Source organism: Escherichia sp. HH41S (assembly GCF_009820115.1).
Classification (GTDB): Bacteria; Pseudomonadota; Gammaproteobacteria; order Enterobacterales; family Enterobacteriaceae; genus Escherichia; species Escherichia coli_F.
In genome coordinates this window covers 1-16,431 of record NZ_VNXE01000031.1, presented here as the reverse complement: position 1 = coordinate 16,431, position 16,431 = coordinate 1, and the positions used below count along the sequence as shown (strand labels likewise).

At 49.4% G+C, this 16,431-nt stretch carries 24 protein-coding genes; 5 read left to right on the top strand and 19 right to left on the bottom strand.

Going from position 1 to position 16,431, the window contains the following annotated elements:
* A partial coding sequence (locus tag FQZ95_RS06450; protein WP_000385254.1) for a transposase domain-containing protein occupies positions 1–183 on the top strand: 183 nt, incomplete at its 5' end.
* A gap of 3 nt (positions 184–186) precedes the next feature.
* Here FQZ95_RS06450 and FQZ95_RS06445 read toward each other — a convergent pair.
* From FQZ95_RS06445 to FQZ95_RS06360, 19 genes are all read right to left on the bottom strand, one after another.
* The gene (locus FQZ95_RS06445; protein WP_274463615.1) at positions 187–828 is read right to left on the bottom strand and encodes a toxic anion resistance protein; all 642 of its coding nucleotides are present in this window, start codon (positions 826–828) and stop codon (positions 187–189) included.
* 112 nt (positions 829–940) lie between these two features.
* Complete coding sequence (locus FQZ95_RS06440) at positions 941–1,726, bottom strand: protein KlaA (RefSeq protein WP_160530019.1); 786 nt, start codon at positions 1,724–1,726, stop codon at positions 941–943.
* Positions 1,727–1,828: 102 nt separating this feature from the next.
* A complete protein-coding gene (locus tag FQZ95_RS06435) occupies positions 1,829–2,146 on the bottom strand; it encodes a hypothetical protein (RefSeq protein WP_097311489.1) in 318 nt (105 codons plus the stop codon).
* Between the two features lie 43 nt (positions 2,147–2,189).
* Positions 2,190–2,798 carry a DUF6012 family protein gene (locus FQZ95_RS06430; RefSeq protein WP_097311490.1) on the bottom strand — a complete coding sequence of 203 codons (609 nt, stop codon included), beginning with the start codon at positions 2,796–2,798 and terminating at the stop codon, positions 2,190–2,192.
* Between the two features lie 76 nt (positions 2,799–2,874).
* Positions 2,875–3,099, bottom strand: coding sequence for a hypothetical protein (locus FQZ95_RS06425; RefSeq protein ID WP_097311491.1), 225 nt, complete (start codon positions 3,097–3,099; stop codon positions 2,875–2,877).
* 86 nt (positions 3,100–3,185) lie between these two features.
* Positions 3,186–3,650, bottom strand: coding sequence for a hypothetical protein (locus FQZ95_RS06420; RefSeq protein ID WP_097311492.1), 465 nt, complete (start codon positions 3,648–3,650; stop codon positions 3,186–3,188).
* 182 nt (positions 3,651–3,832) lie between these two features.
* Positions 3,833–5,524, bottom strand: a complete 1,692-nt coding sequence (locus FQZ95_RS06415; RefSeq protein ID WP_237427960.1) for a hypothetical protein — start codon at positions 5,522–5,524, stop codon at positions 3,833–3,835.
* Between the two features lie 37 nt (positions 5,525–5,561).
* On the bottom strand, positions 5,562–6,215 hold the full coding sequence (locus FQZ95_RS26295; protein ID WP_237427958.1) for a hypothetical protein: 654 nt from the start codon (positions 6,213–6,215) through the stop codon (positions 5,562–5,564).
* A 173-nt stretch (positions 6,216–6,388) separates the two neighbouring features.
* Positions 6,389–6,838, bottom strand: coding sequence for a hypothetical protein (locus FQZ95_RS06410; RefSeq protein ID WP_160530018.1), 450 nt, complete (start codon positions 6,836–6,838; stop codon positions 6,389–6,391).
* A gap of 44 nt (positions 6,839–6,882) precedes the next feature.
* Positions 6,883–7,632 (bottom strand): hypothetical protein, encoded by a 750-nt coding sequence (locus FQZ95_RS06405; RefSeq protein ID WP_237427956.1) that lies wholly within the window; start codon positions 7,630–7,632, stop codon positions 6,883–6,885.
* Between the two features lie 288 nt (positions 7,633–7,920).
* The gene (locus tag FQZ95_RS06400) at positions 7,921–8,184 is read right to left on the bottom strand and encodes a hypothetical protein (RefSeq protein ID WP_160471653.1); all 264 of its coding nucleotides are present in this window, start codon (positions 8,182–8,184) and stop codon (positions 7,921–7,923) included.
* A 56-nt stretch (positions 8,185–8,240) separates the two neighbouring features.
* Positions 8,241–8,573 carry a hypothetical protein gene (locus tag FQZ95_RS06395; protein WP_097311495.1) on the bottom strand — a complete coding sequence of 111 codons (333 nt, stop codon included), beginning with the start codon at positions 8,571–8,573 and terminating at the stop codon, positions 8,241–8,243.
* 325 nt (positions 8,574–8,898) lie between these two features.
* Positions 8,899–9,357 (bottom strand): RES family NAD+ phosphorylase, encoded by a 459-nt coding sequence (locus FQZ95_RS06390; RefSeq protein ID WP_097311496.1) that lies wholly within the window; start codon positions 9,355–9,357, stop codon positions 8,899–8,901.
* The gene (parS, locus tag FQZ95_RS06385; RefSeq protein ID WP_404852533.1) at positions 9,354–9,794 is read right to left on the bottom strand and encodes a type II RES/Xre toxin-antitoxin system antitoxin; all 441 of its coding nucleotides are present in this window, start codon (positions 9,792–9,794) and stop codon (positions 9,354–9,356) included. The genes FQZ95_RS06390 and parS overlap by 4 nt, the downstream gene beginning before the upstream one ends.
* Before the next feature lie 99 nt (positions 9,795–9,893).
* On the bottom strand, positions 9,894–10,172 hold the full coding sequence (locus tag FQZ95_RS06380; RefSeq protein ID WP_237427955.1) for a hypothetical protein: 279 nt from the start codon (positions 10,170–10,172) through the stop codon (positions 9,894–9,896).
* 448 nt (positions 10,173–10,620) lie between these two features.
* Positions 10,621–11,574: a flavin reductase gene (locus FQZ95_RS06375; protein WP_237427954.1), complete on the bottom strand. Its 954-nt coding sequence runs from the start codon at positions 11,572–11,574 to the stop codon at positions 10,621–10,623.
* Between the two features lie 236 nt (positions 11,575–11,810).
* Positions 11,811–12,107 carry a type II toxin-antitoxin system RelE/ParE family toxin gene (locus FQZ95_RS06370; RefSeq protein WP_160471650.1) on the bottom strand — a complete coding sequence of 99 codons (297 nt, stop codon included), beginning with the start codon at positions 12,105–12,107 and terminating at the stop codon, positions 11,811–11,813.
* Positions 12,108–12,170: 63 nt separating this feature from the next.
* Positions 12,171–12,638 carry a hypothetical protein gene (locus FQZ95_RS06365; protein WP_097311500.1) on the bottom strand — a complete coding sequence of 156 codons (468 nt, stop codon included), beginning with the start codon at positions 12,636–12,638 and terminating at the stop codon, positions 12,171–12,173.
* A gap of 286 nt (positions 12,639–12,924) precedes the next feature.
* Entirely contained in the window at positions 12,925–13,311 is a 387-nt protein-coding gene (locus FQZ95_RS06360) for a hypothetical protein (RefSeq protein ID WP_157916977.1), read from the bottom strand.
* A gap of 255 nt (positions 13,312–13,566) precedes the next feature.
* On the opposite strand from FQZ95_RS06360, the gene FQZ95_RS06355 reads away from it, so the two are divergent.
* From FQZ95_RS06355 to FQZ95_RS06345, 4 genes are all read left to right on the top strand, one after another.
* Positions 13,567–14,274 (top strand): hypothetical protein, encoded by a 708-nt coding sequence (locus tag FQZ95_RS06355; protein WP_237427953.1) that lies wholly within the window; start codon positions 13,567–13,569, stop codon positions 14,272–14,274.
* A gap of 152 nt (positions 14,275–14,426) precedes the next feature.
* Complete coding sequence (locus FQZ95_RS06350) at positions 14,427–14,945, top strand: hypothetical protein (protein WP_237427952.1); 519 nt, start codon at positions 14,427–14,429, stop codon at positions 14,943–14,945.
* A complete protein-coding gene (locus tag FQZ95_RS26290) occupies positions 14,897–15,199 on the top strand; it encodes a hypothetical protein (RefSeq protein ID WP_237427951.1) in 303 nt (100 codons plus the stop codon). Before FQZ95_RS06350 ends, FQZ95_RS26290 begins: the two co-directional genes overlap by 49 nt.
* Positions 15,200–15,749: 550 nt before the next feature.
* The gene (locus FQZ95_RS06345; protein ID WP_160471648.1) at positions 15,750–16,013 is read left to right on the top strand and encodes a hypothetical protein; all 264 of its coding nucleotides are present in this window, start codon (positions 15,750–15,752) and stop codon (positions 16,011–16,013) included.
* Positions 16,014–16,431: the final 418 nt, after the last annotated feature.

Sequence of the window (16,431 nt, the reverse complement as noted above, 5' to 3'; positions counted from 1 at the left end):
TTCGCGGGTTCCGACAGCGGTGGCGAACATGCGGCGGTGTTGTACTCGCTGATCGGCACATGCCGTCTGAACAATGTGGAGCCAGAAAAGTGGCTGCGCTACGTCATTGAACATATCCAGGACTGGCCGGCAAACCGGGTACGCGATCTGTTGCCCTGGAAAGTTGATCTGAGCTCTCAGTAAATATCAATACGGTTCTGACGAGCCGCTTACGATCAGGTTTTGGTTGTTACCCTGGATAATACGCACCATTGGCAGTACCTGCATTGCCGACTGTTGAGTGACGATCAGGTCCCCAATGCGCTTATCGAGGTTTGCCATTAGCGAATCATAATCCGCCACTTCCTGAAACTTAGCCGGGTTGTTACCCACTTCAGCCCGAAGAGATTCTGTCGTCTTCTGCAATTCGGCAAGCCGAATCTTTCCGGCGGCAATATGTACTCCAATAAGATGATGCTCCTTAGCTACCTCATCAAACATCAACTGGAGAGCACCGTTACTCGTCGAAAGACTTTTTTGCGTGATATCAACTTCGGAAACCAGCGTATCAATTTGTTCACGGGTGGAATCAAACTGCGCTGCAAAGTTTTTGCCACGCAAGCGGAACTTGTCGATGAGAGGACCAAGAACCGGCACTGTGGAACGACTTTCGGTCAGATTTGAAACGTTTACCGTCCGGGCCAGTTCGACAATTTGTGTTAACTTGGTTCCTGCTTCGTCCAGGTCCTTATTCCGGACCTGCTCAAGCAAACTGTCGGCGTAATTCGCCGTATTCTCAGCGACATCACGCCCGAACTGATAAACCGTGTCCGGGTTTGCATAGTCAATACGCTCTGCGACAGCCTGAATCTCAGGTCATTGCTGTGCAACCCAAATTGTTCGAGTTGTTCTGCGGTCAGAATAAAGGGGGCAACTTCAGTACGGGTTGTGGATGTAACCATCATTTCGCAATTCCTTCTAAGCTTTTATGAAGGCTCGATAAAAGCGCCTCATGGGCGCTGGTGGCCTGTTTTACAATTGACGGATCAATATTTTTCGCCGTGTTCAATGAAAGCGTATGTTGCCGCCATACCGGCACTAAAACCTTTGTGGTTTCATCAAAGCGGTCCATCATGTCGATGCATTGCGCCTGGGTCATTTTCAGCTGCATTTCCGTCATTTCATGTGACGAAAGCAGTGTCGCCAGGTTTGCAATTTTTCGGGCAAGGCGTTCACGGGGATTGTCAAACGCGATACGAGTTTCCTCTGGCATCGCATCAACAAAAGAGTCTTTCAGATATTCACGTCCAGCCTGGATAAAAATGTTAAGGTGTCGTATTTCCAACTGGTATATCGCCAGCAAATCATCCAGTGCCTGGAGCGTCTCGTTAACATGTGCAAGGAAAAACTCCTCCTGGTCGATCAGGTGCTCCACTTTGTGACAGGCCAGCTGGTAACGCACCTGTGTTTCAAGATGCTTACCGGTGAACCGGGATAGCCAGGAAGGGTTGCTTTCAATACGTTGCGGATCAGCCTGGACCAGAGCACTGACTATACCGCTGAGCGTCCCGGATAACTCTGTGACCGCGTTTTTTTCCATCAATGATGAATACCTGTCCATAGCGCCGGACGACACCGCAGAATCACCATAATGGCTAATCGCCCTAGCATCCATAATCAGCCCGGGTAAGACAGTACTCTTCAGCTCATCCACTGAAGGAACTGTGATGTTATGTGTGTCTTTCATAGCCACCCCAATCGGTATTTCGGTAACTCTACCAAAATTAAAATTGGCAATTTTTTGCTAACCCTACCTATTTTCGCGTTTTCGCGATTTACACCGACAGGCCTACCAGTCACCACCTTCGATGTGGAGTTGCGTGGCAGACACAGCCACCATTTTCTGCATTGGCTGCTCATACTTGTTATGGCTGCTGCCAAGCAGCAGGCTCACCTTGCCGTTAGCGGAATAAAACAGTGCATCATGGAAATGCTTTCTGACTTCCTTCGGCAATGTGTGCATAGATTGCGTCAGTCGGTAGAATCGACGTGCGGCAGTCGGCATTGCATTCTCAAGGAGATCTCCGCCGTCCCCACTGTTCACGTAACTCAGTACCTTATCTTCGTCAATTCGAACTTCTATTTCAGTAATGTAAGACACATCCATTCAGAATCAGCCAGCCTGAGAAACGACATCAGGCTGACGTTGCTCACCCGGAAATGACTATGGCCTGTTCCGGTTGTGGCAGGCGGTCCCCCCGCAGCGCCCCAGATTTTCTGAGACGGGCTGATGGCACCGTCATGGCTTTAAACCCCTCTTTGCGCGTACGCACCAGCATCCCCCACGAATAGGTTTCACACGTATCGTTCTCGAAATTGGGTTCTGTCAACAGCAGGGATTCCATTTTCGGTTCGATGTAAACTGGCGCAATGTTTTTATAAACAGAGTGAACACGACACTCTTCAGACGCCGGTGCCCGGTAGCTCCCTAACGCCAGCAGCACGTCGTGGGAAACCAGGTCATAATCCATATCTTCGACAAAGGTCTTCAGGGTGTGCGTTATTTTGCCAAATCCTTCGATATTCCAGACGGACACCATCGTAAACTCTTCCAACACACGGGGGCATTTGACAAGAAAACCATTCAACGCCCTGCGGCCCTTCAGCATACCCACCAGGTAATGCTTGTTCGGGTAAGGGCGCATCGCAACCAGATCATTATCCGTCAGGTGAAGTGATAGTTCCGGGACGGACACAGAATCCAGCGTGCAGATATTTCCCATCGGGTGCAGAATTTTAGGTACCAGGTGTAAAAACATCGGTATTTTCCTCGTTTATTATGCCTTCAATTATTGCGCCGTTGCCGGATGTATTTCGAACCAGAAGACACCCGAATTAATCGTCTTCTCCGTCCACTACCGGCTCGGTCGTAATTTCATATTTCACGCCGCCGGGTGCATCCAACGCTTTCGCTACGGACTCACACAGCAATGACAAATCATTCAGGGTCATAGGGTATTCAACTTCCACGCTGTACAGTGCATTGACGCTGGCGGCAACGGCTTTGTCAGCATGGCTGGCATTAAAAACGACTACGGTGGTTTTTTCTTGAATAGACATAGTGCAATCCTCTGACTAATTAGCCCTGTATTCAGGGTGAGTTACGATTAAATTTAAATGTTCGTTTTCAGTAATTACGGAATATGTTAATCGGTTTGTGACTTATCATTTTCTCCAACCGAAGTGCTGTCGAGAAATGACCATTCTTGTTTGGGGCTTTTATATAATGCACTAGCCTCAGTACTCATCCACGACTCACAGGCTTTATAAGTCATGCCTTCCTCTCTAACGCGGTCCTTAAAATACGCCCAGGCTTGCAGATCAAGCGGCTGATACTCTTTCAGCGACTGGTCAAGCCTTTCCTTCCAGATTTTCTTCCGATGAGTAAAATGAGGAAAAGCCAGGAATGCATAACAACCTGCAACAAAAAAAAAGAACAGGAGTCCGCCCCATAGAGAATGTTTGAAAAACACCAGTCCTGGGAAAATACATGCCACAATGGCAACAAATAAAAGAAGGTGCTCCTTCCCAGTAGGTTTATTAAAATGCCAGGAAATTGCAATACACTTTAAATTACTAAAGTGATTTTGTTTCTCCTTAATATCGGTCATATATCAGTCCTTACTTATAAAAAAATGGTTATTATTAGTCTGATGTAAAAGTTACTTTTCAAAACAGTCCCTTTAACGAATTCCGCACCTGCGCTCATTACAACACACACCATTCGGTGCTTTTTCCGTTAACGGGGCTATTTTCACGTTTTTTGCACGTATGTCTGATTTTGCTGGTGGGCTCACGCCAGCAGGCGGACCAGACGTTTCAACAGAGGCCTTAACAACCTAGCCGTACTCTCCCGGCGATCATCCACATGCCGGAATCCCGTCTTTTTCGAAGACTGAGCACCGGACAGCACCCGCAGCTCCCAGATAACCTCCCGTAAGGTTCCAACACGCTCCGGCGAATTACACCTGGCTAATGTCGCCAAAAAGCGTTTTCTGACGGACCGGTAATACAGGCGTTCTTCCGATTGCAGTGAATGAGCCGAAATCCGCAAGTTACAAAGAGTCAGGACAGCGTCGAGCATCCCGGCTTTCATCTCGTCGTCCGTTCGGACCATATGTTGCCGGTATTCGGTCTCCAGTTGCGTCGTGATCCATCTCCCAAGAGGTGTTCTGTTGTGGGTGTGCAGTGCCACACAGGCCACAACACAGCACCAAAAGCGCAGTTTCTGCCGCTGCCCCCGCAGTTTGCGGGCGACGAGCAGGCGATAATCTCTGTCGTTCAGGATCTTGAAACGACCGCTGGCGAGCAAGGACGGCAGCGGCGTCTGGTCGTTAATGCCAAGATGTGAATAGGCCTGCCCGCGTTGAGCGAGGCGGTGGTACACCGCACCTTTTCCCCGGGAAATTCGGACGGCGCCGTATCTAAGCAGGTACTGTGCCGCAGCCACGGGGGTAAACTCACCATCAGACACACGCTGGCGTAATCCGTCATATTCATGCCATATAATCCAGGACGCCGTGTCTTCATCAACCGTCAGCTCATCCTCTTCTTCGAATGCAACGATGTTCAGGCTTTTCCCGCTACTCAGCAAACTACGGGAAGCTCGGTCATCCTCCTGACCGTCAAAATAGGCCATTTCGGCAGATGGATCGGACAGCCCGTCAAATGACGTCCCGATACGGCCTTTCGGCAACTTCATCCAGAGCGGTGCTGGCATCGGTGTGCGGGGTGCCGGTTGCATAGCTGGCTCATCGTCGAGGAGATCCAGCGCCCCCCCTTCCCACACCTGGCGGTAAAGTTCAATGGCGCGAAACGGACGCGGGTTAAAGCAATGCAATGACCAGAGAAAGTCGATATGCAGCACGTTGGATTCCTGCACGAGCCGAAACTGCGGCTCCGACATGCGGCGGTTATGCGCGGTATCTTCAATCTCGCCTGAAAGTAACTTTTCCCGCACCGCTTCCGCCCGTTGAGCTTCCACGTAATCGAGGCTGCAACAGATATGGAACAGTCGTTCGGTAAGGGACGACGAAAACACATTGGGTTGAAGGCGCACATAGCCGCCCTCAAACACTTTGCGCCCAATATAATCCCGAAGGCTCCAGTCATACTGAATTTTGGTTAGGAAACGCTGAAGGCGACTAAGGCCAGCCTGGTAGCCATACTTCTCCGGGTCAGTGCGGAGTAAGGTTTCCATCGAGTGGTCAATGCCGACGGCACAGCATAGCGAGCATCCATAGCGAGCGCCGCAGGCGGAAGATCGGGAAGTGGATTTCTCCGGTGTCCAGATACATTCCCCGGTCGCGTCCTTATATAGCGTGGCGAGGCTGAAGTTGTCCGGCAAAAAACTTGGCAGCGGAAATCGCGCCTGCGAACCACATGCCATCAGAAATGACCAGATATCCTGTGTCCGCCACTCTTTCAGCGGGTACAGTTCGCCGCCGTGCTCCGTGAGCGAGACGCGGTCCGCCTGCCCGCCCATTCTGAGGATGTTTCCTGCCCGACGGGCGCTCTCATCATCACGGGAAACCCAGCATCAGACACACTTTGTTGCGGACGGAAGCTGGTACATTTTTCAGATAACGGGCTTTGGCCTGGCGCAGTGGAGATCGCTTGAGATCTGTAGAGCATTGACGCGTTTTAGAATTTGTCCAAGTTGGAAGCCCGCGCCCGGTCAGAATGCGTCCAACCCAGCTCTGAGTCATGGACGGGCGAGCCACCAGGACGGTCACGGGCAGTTGCTGTTCGGCTATAAAGGCTCTGAGCTGACTGAGCACCAGCATGGCCTGATGATGCATCTCAGGGTTTTCGATCAAGGTGTCCGACATCTGAATGAAATGGTGCTGACTGATGTTCGAGCCGTTCCGTACTGCACGGGTCAAGGCCATGAGGAACAGATGCAGTAGCGAGTGTGAGTCTTTCCCGCCGCTGTAGCCGACGCACATGGTCCAGCCTTCGGTAATCGCCTGATAAATTGCACTGGTTGCCGTCGTCACGCGTGACGCGAGACTGACCGGATCACCAGCATCGGTATAATTCAGATCCGCATCGGTCTTCAGTGCCTGCCAGACATCCCCCCATTTATCCTGCGTCAGAATGGCAGCGTTAGCCGCCTCAGAAAATTGAATTTCTGAGGATAATTCAAGGAATGCCTCTTTCATTTCTATATACATATTATTTCCTGAATTGTGGCTTTCTCTGCATTACCGCGTAATTTATTTAATCCATTTAATATCTTCAGGGCAATATGTGAAGATGAAATAGTTAAAATAAAATTATGCCGATTTAATTAAATAACACTAAATAAATAAAATTACGCGGAAATAAAAATATTATCTTCGCCACGCTATCGCGATTTCTGCTGGGTAATTAAAACTGTCGCATTTGATTCCAGTTCTGTCAGTGGAATTAGTGGCGTATTGAGCATCATGTCATCGCCGCAATGCCGGGGAACAACGGTCAGTTGAAATGATTCTTTCATGACCCGGATGGACGTCGTTTCCGTGCGGCAGGGCGGCATTGCGTCACGGAGCATCGCTTCCTGCCCGGTAATGCCACTTCCCAGATACGCAGCCTGCGACATGAGTTCCTCAATATCCTCTACATATGTTTCGGACCAGAGGCAGTCAAAGAAGAAAAACTCTGCGACGAACAAATCATGTTCTTTCCCGTATGCCGCCAGTTCACGAATACGGTAATTCAGCGCCGAATCAATGGAAAAAAAGACGCTTTGCGGTATGTCACTCGCAAATTCATTGATGCAGCTAACAGGCGAGATCAAAAGTTTATTGTGCATTTTTAGCTCTCCATGCCACCGGCTATCCCGGTGGCAATCATGAATTATCGGGCAGTCACAGGGCATAGTTCGTCCAGCGAAGGCAGTAATTTGCTCAGGCTGTCGTATACGACAGGCGTCAATTCTGTGACGCTGTGAAGCGCCATGCTGGTGTTGTCTTCTTCGCTGAGAATGATGACTCCATCCTCGTCAGGATCGGCGGACGTGTTCTCGTCCGAGGCCAGGCGGTGGCGTGCAACATCATAAGCCGATTCTGACGCTTTGCAGCTCAGCAGATAACATTCTGTATATGCGTTTTCGTGGTTGTACTGGTTAACTTTCACCAACGCATACTGAACACCGGCTTCATGGGCATCGTTCATCAGGCGGGAAAAATGATAGCCTTCTTCATAGTGGTGTGTATCTTTAGTCACCAAAATTGAAGCACCGCCGAACTCGTTTTCGCGTGGTTGGTCGCAGACGAAAGCGGCATTGATTGTGACCATCTCCGACAGGTTAAACACCGATAACACGGCGGTTGTCACCGCGATAGCGTGGTCGAGGTTAATGCTTTCTTCATGGCAAATGGCAAGGCCTTTACCGGTGATTTCCGCCTTGAAGTCCAGGTCGTAGTTATCTTCTGGTGACTCCGACTGACCAAAAGTCGGCTCAAAAGGATCGCACTCCGGGTGGTTCTGAATAATACTCAGGACAAGCAATTCAGTGAGGGAACACTCTGGAACAGGTTTAGACAGCAAGAGCTCACCTTCCGCCACATCCGTGTCTGTAATATACGCAATCGCGTCCAGTGCCATCTTTGCCTGTTCCTGTGAACAGAGAATTGTGAAGGATGCCTTAGTGTAATTATTCGCCATTGCATAACGCCTTATTTAATTAAATGTGATTGCTGCTGTGAATAAATAATATCAAAAAAGATACCTGCACCTAATAACCCGGATTGAAATATTCCCTAAGTTTTTATAGAACAGACAGACGCCAGTTCTATTAACCCCACTGTTATTTTAGTAGCGGTGTTAAATTTACATATGGCAATAATAAAAAACCGCCACGAGGGCGGAATTTATTAGACGGGAAAGATTTGGTTATACGGTATGTTTCAGGGAAGAAGCAATGAGCCTGTCTGGTAACAGTGATTGCAGCGACGCAGACGAAATGACAAGCGCCTGTTCCATGTGCGCTTCACCTTCGGTGATACATTGCCGGAATGCCGCTTCAGCTTCACAGGAGGAGTCGGCTTCGATCAGCATCACCTCATCCTCATCATCAAACATCATGCGGCCTGAGATAATATACAGTCGGCTTAAGTCCGGGGTATTTACAGCGTTGCCATTTTGGCTAATCATCATTTTTCTCCGTCTGCTATTTTTAAATTTGGCAGTTCCGCCACCGGCAATTAACAGCATCAGCCCTGTAAACCTGGACAGGTATCAACGTAACTCATTGGTTTGCCGATCGCTGCACTCAGGCGAAGGATTTCGCCGCAGGAAACGTACCGCAGCATTTCAGAGCGCCCATGTTTCTGGTATTCATCCACCGACATGGTTCGCCAGTCCTTGTGCGGTGCGGTGCTGCACAACTGCCAGTTGCAGGTAGCTGTCGGGCGACGCAGGACATACACACCCAACGAAGGCGTGAGTCCTCTGCCAAATGCCTGCTCCACCACAATACGCACTTCAGAGCCGTCGGCACGTTTCAGTATCTGACAAATTTTAGTGATGAGCTGTTCGGATACCATACTGTTAACCTCGACTGTCAGTTGGGTTGCTTTAGGTATATTTTACCAAAGCCGATTCTCTGGCTAATAAGTAGGACGTGATTTTTTATTAATTTACTTTCATTTGGCGTAAATATTAATTACAAAGAATGACCTGGTCTATTTTAATCAATATTCCCCAAAGTATTTAATAAGCAAACTGGCAGAACTCTAAATTAAGTTACCGGGTAGCCATTACCCGGACTGTTCCTGAAATGACTGATACTGACCTGCCGGAGAATCACGCCCGCTTTAGCGAAGGAGGGGCCTGGCTGAAAAATTACTTTTCCCGGTTGCTTACCGTAAACTATTTCAGCCGGGAGTCGAACTGGTAAGGAATCTTCTGGACAGTTTTCATCAGATCAAATATAGCCGGATGAGACGGGTTTAAAAGGTAGTTAAACTCCACCGGAGATAATGCACTGGGAACACGCAAGGCAACAGAAGAACCACTTTCAACCCAGTTATCGCCGAACCGGGCAAGTTCGGCGGGCGCATCTTCACTTGCCCAGTTCGGCGGCAGCAGCTTCAGGTCAAAGACCTGGATCTGATCATCCGGGACATCAATGCTCAGCAGCGTGTAAGCGTCCAGAAGCTGCGGAGCATTGATATGCACCAGCGTCTCCAGCATGGTCAGAGAGGCCGTCTCGGACAGATAGACAAGCGCTGTGCCGACACTGTTCCAGCGGCCTCCCGCTTCTTTCGCCCCTAATCCAGACCATGCGGTCGATATATAGCGGGTCTTGGTCATCCGGTACAGGATCACGAATATACTCCGTGTTCAATACGGGTGATCAGGCGCATCACTTCGAGCGCGCCGGTTTCCGAAGAGACGACGTCTGCCGGAGTCTTCCAGTTCAGGCCACGATTCGGCTCGTTCAGCCATTTCTGTGCGGCCTCTTTGTCGCCTTCAAACAGCTCTACAGCCCGTTCAATGACGCGAATAATACGCACCAGACGTTCGCTCTGCTCCGCTGTGAAACGGGCTTTAACGCTGCGATTGAACGTGGTGTTCGGAATACCGGACATTTTGCGCAATTCCGACGGAGTGATGTTCGCCCATTCAGAAATAGAATGGGCGACTTTACCTTCCAAGCCATGACTGATTTTGTCCATCAGCGCAATGCCGTCGTTATCCAGACCCACAACCTGCCATAAGCCGTGTGGGTTCATTTTGGCTACGTCTGGAGAATAAACTTTCATCGTCATAACCGCTCCTCCCATTTGGTATTTTAATTGTACCATATGGGACAACATCGGCAAACTTTTCACCTTCCACACAACGTCAGTTCAACACCCTGCTTACTCTGTCATGGGCATTGCCTTGAATGTTCCAGTACAGCCCTGCGGCCCAGGTTGCGCCCCGTTCCGACATCTCCTCGGGCGTTTCCAGCCATCCACGCGGAATAGTACCTGTGGCGTCCCCGATAACCCCGAGACGCAGGCGGCAACGCGGACGCCGCCGGGGACATCGCAGTCGGATTCCACGATGAGCATCACTTCCAGTAATGCGCCGTACGCTTCAACACGATCGCCCTTTTGCTGTTCAATGGGGGAAACCTGTTCAGTCAAAATCTTCATGCTCACACTCCCTTCAGGGATTAAAATTGACGTCGTCGTTTTTAAGGCATCCGGGAGAAGAATCCTGGTGGCCATTACACCGGTATGTTGCTTAATAATTTTCGGTCAGTGCCGTCCCCGCGGGCGTCACTTCCGACTTATGGCCTGGCGGTACTAACGCCTGCCGGTGGGCTGTATTCCAGAGCATCCGCATGGATGATTTTCAACACGGGGATCGTGAGAAAAGGCCTCGGCAACCAGGTTAATCACATCCTTTTTCCCGGTTGCCCTGCCCTGATCCCGTATCGTTTAGACCCGGTATATCTTGGCATCCTGCCAGGGCGGCAGCTGACTACGGTGATCGGGTATTAAAATCGGGTCAGTCTGTTTTACCGCGGATTCAGCACCTCGCTCCTGGCGTGAAATCGACATTCCCGGATGCCCTCCCTGGTCGTCCGGTGCGCTCGCGCTACTTCCAGCGATATGGGATAAAATAGGTCTCGTTAACGCCAAGAAATTCGGTCAGGGAATGCATCGCTCTGGCGTCGTATGCCGTCACAATAAAGCGGTAACCGTCCACCGTTTCGATGTAGCTGATCCCCCCTGCCGTGCTGCTGGCATTCACCACTTCCGCCGTCATCATAAACTGGCCTTGCGGGAATTCCTGTGACAGGTAGAGAAAACCGGTGGTTGCTGATGACGGTGTGGCATTCATCAGCACACCGTTAAATTGCTGGCCGTGTCGTGCCGGGATTAATTTGCTCTCAGCCGTCGCCTGCTTCAGCAGTTTCCGGATCAGGGTTTCCTCTTTATATGAGATGTAGTCGCGGACATCATCTTCAGCCCCGGAACGTGAGCAAACACCTACATGGGCAAGCCGCCGGTACTCGTTACGCATGTAGGCATGACAGGATGCACCGGCTCGCCCCTGAAGGGTGACACCAAAATCCTCACACAGCATCAGTACCTGGCGCAGATTGTTGGCATACACCGTCGCAGTAAGGGTCAGATTATAGCTGACGAATGTCAGCTCAAAAACCCGAGTATGCGTGTCACTAACGTGTGCCTCCATCCGGATCACCGGCTTTTCCGTCAGCGGATATGGACTACCGGTCACGCAGTACGTGGTAACGCCGCTAAAACACTCGCCGATCACGCTGGCAATGACCTCATCGGCGTCAATGACAGCCGGTGCAGGGACATAAATCTGAAACTGTCCTTCCGTGCCGGACCTGGTAAGGACGGGGTACAAACGCGGGGAATTAAGTTGTTCAAGGTTGGCATTGATCAGTTCTGTCCCGCAGGGTTCCCCTGTGGGTGTATCGAGGCGCAGACCCAGGTTATCGCAGAAGTCGACGATTTGCCGGGATTGTGCCGCCGTAACTGGCCCCGAGAAAGTTAGACCGTGCGTCGTCATCTTCATCTCACGTGTCCGGGTCTGGGTATTCTGGGACCATGGCTGTAAAGACAGTGTAGTCCAGCTTAGTGAAGGAATGACTGTTTCATTAAGTGGGTTAATCAGTTGGCAATGAGGATTCAGCCGGGGGGCAAGAGCATCAAATATGAAGCTTGCCTGTTGTTTCGAGCTTGCCTGAATATAAAACATCACATCAGTGCCAGCATCCCTAGATAAAATACCGAAAAGTTTCATTTTTTACCTTAATGGATTAGCGATTTATAATCATGCGCCGACAGGTGAACGTTATGTACGCCATCATTCCACTCAAAGAATAACCTATATTTTGAGTTGACTCGAATGGACGAGTACCGGTTTGCGGTCATTCTTAAGCGTTCGTAACGTAAACTACTGGCTAACAATTCACGCTCGGTTTTTACATTGTTTAACGCTTCCAGTTTGCATGAAATCGCATTTGACAGATCAGCAGGAATACCTGCTGTTGACTTTCCATTACGGAAAAAATATTCCAGCCGCCTGTCTTTAAATGAATGGATCATATTCCCCTCCGTAATGACATAAGTATGATTAAATAAAAACTATAAAAGCCTAAAGCTAATTTATTAAATCCCAAGAATTCTGGCTGCGACCGTCAGTTGTTTATCACTTAATGGATATTTCCGTGATAACGTCGATTTAAGACTGTTCAGAAAACTGTTCTCCCCGTCTTGCTGCGTGATGGCATCAACCATCTCCTGATGGCTCTGACACCACAGACTGAACGCAGAACTCTTTGATTTAAAAGCATGTTGACGCTCAACTTCCTGAGCTGCTGAAATCTTACGAGCCGCTTCCGGATATGTGCGATATAATGCGTTAAGGGTGTAACATGTACGGGTTGTGACCAAGCTATAGCCCGTGGCATTACAGGCAATGCAGCGACTTTTATAAAAGTGTTTACGTTCTCCACGGCCTTTGCATTTATTGCAAATGACCCGGTAAATATATTCCCCTGTGCCTTTTACTGAATCAATACACTGAATCTTAGCGTGGTCGATCGCTGTTCCGCTCCGGTCAAAGTATTTATCCATTTTTGATTCCTCAGGTTTGGTCTGAAGTAATCATGACAGATTGGTCACGCTGGCTAATAACCAAAATTAATTTTTTTGAAAAAAATACGAGCGCCAGAAGGATATTTTATATATGCAGGATTCAATTTTACGTGAAAGTTTTTTTCAGAATTATCTGTCTAAAAGCGCCAGGAACAATCCCAATGAGGTAGTTATTACATCCCCAAAAGGCAAGGCTACTTTACAGCCTTTTGAGTAGCAATATATATGTATTAAATATAATAACAGCATGGTCCTTTTAATGAACTTAACGTCCGCCTTCACGATTTTTTTCGGTTCCTTGTAAGACCATATAGCTGGCAAATATTCCGCTCACATTGAACCACATCCCCGACAGGGTGCCACAACAGCAGAATGACACTGTAAAGTAGAAATGGTGGGTATCAAGTGATGCCGCAGGACGCGATACGTGCAGGCTGAAGCGGCTGAGCCTGTTCGTCTTCCGGCTGTAGCGCCCCTTCCCCGTCAACAACCTGTCTGACCAGCTGGTATCGCTGGCGTTCTCCCTCCACGCCGATCGACGACTTTCGGGATCTGTCTGGGTCACGAAACACCGGAAGTCAGCTAGCGTGTCAGCTTTTGGTGTGGGCATCTCACCGTTGTTGTTCAGGCTATTCAGTTGCGGTGATGTCATACCGGTACTCTCCTCCCATGAAGCCATGAGAAAAGTTACTTTTCGGGATTAAAACAGCCTGGTTTTAATATAAATTAAGAGGATATTTAAAAAAAATACCTGCCGACAACTTATTAAGAAAAAAAGCCCGAATGCTAGAGTATCCTCATTCAAAAAGAGGAGAACTAATCATGCAAAAATATTTGTTACCTGCCATATTTGTTACCTGCCGATCTTGCGGAAATTGTTTGTGGATTACTGGTGCAACCCACATTAATGAATGAATTAAAAACACCGGCATCGCATAAGGCATTTATGCAGGACATAGGTGAGCTGGTGGCGAAACATTGTGGCGGTCAGATTGACGGCGTGATCATGCCGGAGGATCGCGATGAAGACAGCCAGGCTGATTACCTTACCTCTCCGGATGTAGCCCCTTATATTGTCGTCTCTCCAAGCCCGGACATGCACTCCCTCAAAGAAAACGTCTGGCGTCACCACGTCCGGGATGGCTGGCTTGACCATATCAAAGGCAGTGTCGAAGAAACCCCTGAAGAATTGCCGACCCACAAAGAGTGCGCAGTACGCCGCTACGCTCTCCAGCGGATGCTCCTTCAGGGAGAAACCAACCATGCTAATCTGCCAGTGCAGATGGTACGGATGCGTGAATACATCACCGACGATGTTGAGCAGACCGGGTCTCCAGCAGAGTTTAACGTCACGATGGCATTCGGTGGCCATGCCATGCTGGCAGTCAAAGATATGGATTCGCGCCTGGTGATGGCCCTGACGCTGTTGATTGAAAATGGGGTTCCCTCGGTCCACGTTAACGCGGGTGACACTGATCCTTCAGTTCTGCAAATCCGGGCGGCTCACGGCGGTATGGTCCTTTCAACTGACTCCCTTAATCATGAATTCGGTATTTCACCTTCTGACCAGTATACCTACGGACGCCCTGGCTTATTAGTGAAAGCCGCCTCCTGATTCATTAATTTCAAATCTATCATTATTATTTAATCCCATTATTAGCCCCTAATTTATGGGGCTAATATATTTTTAAAAACTTCATTTCAGGTTATTAACCAGCAAACCGGGACTGGTAGAATTAATTCATCAAAGAAAAGGGGGGGACTATCATGGCCAAATTAATTTCGACACGTGAACTGGCAACAATTATTACTGCATTACTGGTGAAACCGGAATTACTTGGTGAGCTGGATTCTCCAGAAAAGCATCGCGCCATGATGGAAGATCTGGGGCGTGTTGTGGCAGAACATTGCGGCGGTAATGTCACTGAAATCGCACTGCCGGAGACCGATGGTACGGCTGATGATGGCGAGTTGTTGGATGTCCCACCTGTCCGTTATCTGGAAACAAAGGAAAGCTCCCCGTATCTCATCGTACACCCTGACGACTCACTGCCGTCGCCGACGCAAAACGTCTGGATGCACGCTGATCCTGATGGCTGGGAAGAGCATTTCAACGACGAGGCCGATGCTCTGACGCCAGAGATGAGCCAGCAGTTTCGCCAGCAGGTTTATGCACTACTGACGCCGGAATCCCTTACAACCTCTTCAGAGATGAGACTGACTTTCAGGACTGGCAATTGGGTGCAACCGAGCTACCAGAAGAAGACTGTCAGCCCTATCAGGTGAAGGTATCAACAGATAACAACCTTCAGTGTGAAGTGGTGGATGAATCCGGCACGACGTGTTTCGGCCTCATTCTGGAGATCGACCGGGGTGTGCCGACGCTGCACATCGACACTGGCAGTGATTCACTGCTGCACATTCACGCGGCACACGACGGCTTGGTTCTGACACCGGATGCGCCGAACCACCGATTTGAAGATGCTCCAGTAGATCGTTTTTCTTATAACAGCCCGTCCCTGTTGGTGCCTGGGGTGTAACGAGGCATTAAACCCAGCGGTATGTAGACCCTGGGTAATGTGATTCAACACAGGAGTCGGACATTTGTAGACTATGGTATCAGCGTGAAGGGGGAATGAGATGCGCGATTTACCTGGAATGGAGGAAGCAGAAAATCAGGCCTCCGTAATGTATCAAAGGTTCGGACACCTCGACGCGTAGCCGCGTAGCCAGGCGAAAAGCATAAAGGTCACTTCGTTTTTATCAACGGCCAGCACGGCGACCTGTGTGTTGTGCATAGTGAATTTTCAACCTTTGACGAAGGTCCTGGCTATTTCAGCGACTGAGCCGATTTCATCTGGGAATTGGTTAAAGACGGTGGACCCTGCTCTAAGGTTGGAATCTACAGGTTTGACAGTGAATTCACGTTTCCTAAACGCCGAAACGGGAAAAGATTTTCAGGAAAAGTGACGTGCCTGCAATCATTCTAAGTGCGTAGTGCACGAGTACCGACAGGTCATCAATAAAACGAATGGCTGCAAAGTTCGCGAGCAGCCATACCCATTAATCAACTCGACTGAGAACATAAAATTGACGAACGTTGACGCAACTAACAAGAAGACCAGTCTGGGATTACCCACTCTCGAACAGGTCTATGCTCTGCTCAAGGCCAACTATAAACCCGCACGATTTGCTGATCGGGATGGGGAAATCTGGGGGCATGAGTATTCATGGAATCTGGCAAGATCAAGCCTACAAGACCTGGAGAAGTACGGGAAATCGTATGTATCGAAGCATGCCGATCGGATGGGCGATGGATTCAGTTTTGGTCCTGACCTGGTCATTATTCGCTGACATGCGCACGGAAGTGAGTAAATGGCAGTCTAATATGTGGGTTCCGACGCGGCCCCCTTCTCTCTATCTATAGCGGCCCACAGGAATCCAAATAATACCGGTGTGCAGTCTTCGGACGTTTTTCAGTAGCCATATCCCTCCAGCAGACGTTCCAGTTCTGCCATGACGAGTGCGGGGGGGTAACCAGATGACGCCAAGAAACATAAACTGGCTCTACATTCGAATTTTATACCGATCGAGCGTGAGATCCTGCCCCCGGGGAGCACGATAGCAAATCCTCTCCAGGGGGTAACACTCGTGATAAGCGGTTTCTCAGCAATCTCTGATAAGTGACTAAATTAGGTAAGCGTCAACGGAGCACCGTATTGACGCTTATTTATTGGTGAGTACTACGTTCCATGGCAGGAGTTCATCAACT